At 43.9% G+C, this 3,232-nt stretch carries 3 protein-coding genes; 1 reads left to right on the forward strand and 2 read right to left on the reverse strand.

The window, feature by feature from the left end:
- The first annotated feature begins 104 nt into the window (after positions 1 to 104).
- Complete coding sequence (locus DXV75_RS16930; protein WP_115594601.1) at positions 105 to 1,055, forward strand: IS30 family transposase; 951 nt, start codon at positions 105 to 107, stop codon at positions 1,053 to 1,055.
- A 139-nt stretch (positions 1,056 to 1,194) separates the two neighbouring features.
- Here the strand turns inward: DXV75_RS16930 and DXV75_RS16935 are convergent, their stop codons facing one another.
- Both DXV75_RS16935 and DXV75_RS16940 read right to left on the reverse strand, forming a co-directional pair.
- Complete coding sequence (locus DXV75_RS16935; RefSeq protein WP_115594602.1) at positions 1,195 to 2,139, reverse strand: hypothetical protein; 945 nt, start codon at positions 2,137 to 2,139, stop codon at positions 1,195 to 1,197.
- Entirely contained in the window at positions 2,123 to 3,061 is a 939-nt protein-coding gene (locus DXV75_RS16940; RefSeq protein WP_281268927.1) for a type I restriction endonuclease subunit R, EcoR124 family, read from the reverse strand. The genes DXV75_RS16935 and DXV75_RS16940 overlap by 17 nt, the downstream gene beginning before the upstream one ends.
- Positions 3,062 to 3,232 lie beyond the last annotated feature (171 nt).

The following is a 3,232-nucleotide window of genomic DNA, read 5'->3' on the forward strand; positions in this document are numbered from 1 at the left end:
CCCGAATTCAGATAATAAGTGCACCACTCATGGTTAAACGGTGAGGAGAGATCAACTGCCTGTTGGTGGTACTCTGTAATCGCCAAAAAACAAGATTAGCTACCATGAGTTACAAGCAGTTGATCGAGGGACAACGATACCAGATAGAGGCCTACTTACGCGAGGGTTTCAGTTATCGGGAAATAGGAAAGCGACTGGGGAAAAGTCATAGCACTATCAGTCGGGAAGTCAGACGCAATCGAATTCGAGATAGCCATTACTTGCCGGAAGTCGCTCAGGCGAAAGCAGAAAAACGACGATGTCAGGCTGGAAAATATTGTGTTCCGGAATCGACCATTACGTTTGTTGAGTTTGGCCTGAGCCAGAAATGGAGTCCTGAGCAAATTGCTGGCGTAGGCCAATTCATAGGCCATTCCGTGAGCCACGAGTGGATTTATGGCTATGTACAGCGCGATAAATTACGCGGTGGCAAGCTGTATAAGCAATTACGTCAGAGTCGACGCAGATACCGCAAAGGCAGTCGGGCGAAGCGGGTCATTATCCCGAATCGTGTGGGCATTGAGCATCGTCCAGCCATCGTGAACAGAAAGAAGCGGTTTGGTGATTGGGAAGCTGACACGGTTTTAGGGAAGCAAGGAACCGGCGCGATAGTCAGCCTGGTTGAGCGGAAAAGCAAGCTGTATCTGATACGTAAAGTGCCAGCCAAAAGCGCGGCTGATGTAAGCCGGGCCATGGTCGGAATGCTGTGGCGGTACCGCCGCCACGTCCGCACTATTACAGCGGATAACGGCAGTGAATTCTGTGACCACGAGCAGGTTGCAGAGAAGTTGAAAGCGGATATCTATTTCGCGAACCCATACTCTTCATGGGAACGCGGATTGAATGAGAACTTCAATGGCCTGCTGCGCCAGTACATCCGTAAAGGCACGGATTTACGGACGGTAACGGATAAGCAGATTGCTGATATTGAACGGGCATTAAATACCAGGCCAAGAAAGTGCCTCGGCTTTAAACAGCCGGTTGCAGTGTTCGATGAATTACGCAGTGCGGCCTAATTTAGCGAGTGGTGCACTTCGGAGTTGAATTCGCGGCTTATTAAACACAAAAACTTTATAATAATAGGTCTTGTCGAATACAAGCGAAAATTGGAAGATTTGTGAAAATTTCAGATTCTGAAATTGCCTTTCGCTTCAATTATTCATCACCTTTTCGTGAACACAATACTGGATGCGTACCAATACCTTTGTATTCATAAATTGCCTTTGCTCTTTTTATTAATCGTTTATCCTCAGATAGAAAGGCGGAGCAAAAAGCTCCCATAGCCATGTGGCATGCATCACTTCTAACATTTTGGATTTTATCAAGCTTTCTGCACTTTTTTTCTGCTTGGAAACCTAGTATATCAAGCACTGAGTTACATGCAATTATGCCAAGGTACATAGGCCAAACTTCATATCCTTGTTTGTCAACAGGCTCAAAACCAAAAAATTGATCGCAACTGATATCAGTAAGGTGACTTGTTGCCGATATTTTATCCCAAATTTGTACAATTTGGTTGCTACCTTTGATGCTTCCTATAGCTCCCTTTTCATCCCCTAGCGCAGTCCTAGTTTTGTGTATATCGTTTCCATTAGATAGCATTTGTACAATCATCGAGTCTAACGCATCTCTTATAGACGGAACCTCATCGAACATTTTGATGTCGCCCAAAGACAAGCCAGATGTTAAATTTAAAACTTCCTGAGCAAATCTTTCAGATAGGTCTATTAATACATCTTCGCATGCGCCACCATTAACCCATACCTGTATAGGATCAAAAATACTGTCATCTAAACTAACTTCGTTAGTCGCTTTGGTGTAATTATCGAAATGTTGGTAAGGGCATCCTGTCTCATGCAATGTCGCTTGGCCGGTTATCCTGAAGTTACAGTCAAGATTGAGTTCTAATAGCTTTGCATCCAATACATCAAGAACATCCAAATATTTTTCAGGTTTTTGAGCGCGTTTAGTCTCTGCAAAATGTTCTTTTGAATAAACCCATATTGCATCATCTCGTTTTCTGAGATTAATGCGGTCTTGTAGTTGCAGGCCGATTATATTTTGATCAATGTAAATTAATGGCTTATGCAACGTTGCCACCAACACCTTTGAACTTTTCTACAAACATAGCAATTTTTTGAAAAACACTTTGCTTCTTAGTTTTATACTGCGGGTTTAGAGGGCTTAATTTAGGAAGCGCCTCGTTAAGAGCAGTGCCATTTTCACTGGCATACTCTCGTTTTAATGACGCCGAGATATAACGTTTAGCCGGGTCTTCATTGAGACCTTCGGATTCAATCAGCTCCTTAGCCTCTCTTTGCTGCTCTGCCTGAGCAAAGGTGAAGAATGCATCAATAATACTGGCCTTGTCACCAATATCATCAAGGTTGGTCTGGTTAATAAAGTCTACGATCAAGCTCTCTTTGGCTCGGTTACCAAGGCTCGCGCGAATCAGGCGGCGAACTTCTTCAATGAGCTCAGCCTTACTCTTGTTCTTTTTGTTATGCTCAAAAATCAGTTCCAGTATGTAATCGAGATTGATCTCTTGGGACTTCAACAAATCGACTTCAAAGACTACGTCATCCCAGTCGATGGTGGACTTTTCTTTTTCGTCCGCTGATTTTTGTCGGCGCTGCCAATCGCGTACATCATTGTAAGTCGAACGATAGTCTTGAATCTTACGCTCGGCGGGAAGGCGTATGGTCTTCAACTCAGCTAGTTTTTCATCGTCTAAATAATGCTCGGCTTTAAACGCTTCAACAGCTTCTTCATCGCTCATGTCCACGCTTTGGAGGGCTTTCAATATGGCAAACTCATCATAGTTTTGCAGCACATTTTCTACACGCAAGTACTCACCGAACAGTTTGGCAAAGTCTTTCTTGTCCGATTCTTTCTCTATAGCAGAGGGAGCAGGGAAGCGCTGTTCTAGCTCGGTCACTACGTCCATAAAGCCGCGCCGTGCTTCACCTGTTACCACATCAGTAAAACCTTCCATGTATTCCTTGTAGCTTTTCTCTAGCACGACATTCTTTGTGTTCTTGTCCCCAAACAGGGTTATAGCATCTACTGTAGTGGTCAAGTAATTTTGGCCACATCGTTGTAGCTATTCCAGTAACGTTTCTCCGATTCATTCGGTGTTAAACCACCGTTGTATGAATGCGGTCTCAGTCGGCTGTAATAGCCATGAATATAA

Origin of the sequence: Alteromonas aestuariivivens (assembly GCF_003367475.1) — a bacterium.
Taxonomy (GTDB): Bacteria; Pseudomonadota; Gammaproteobacteria; order Enterobacterales; family Alteromonadaceae; genus Alteromonas; species Alteromonas aestuariivivens.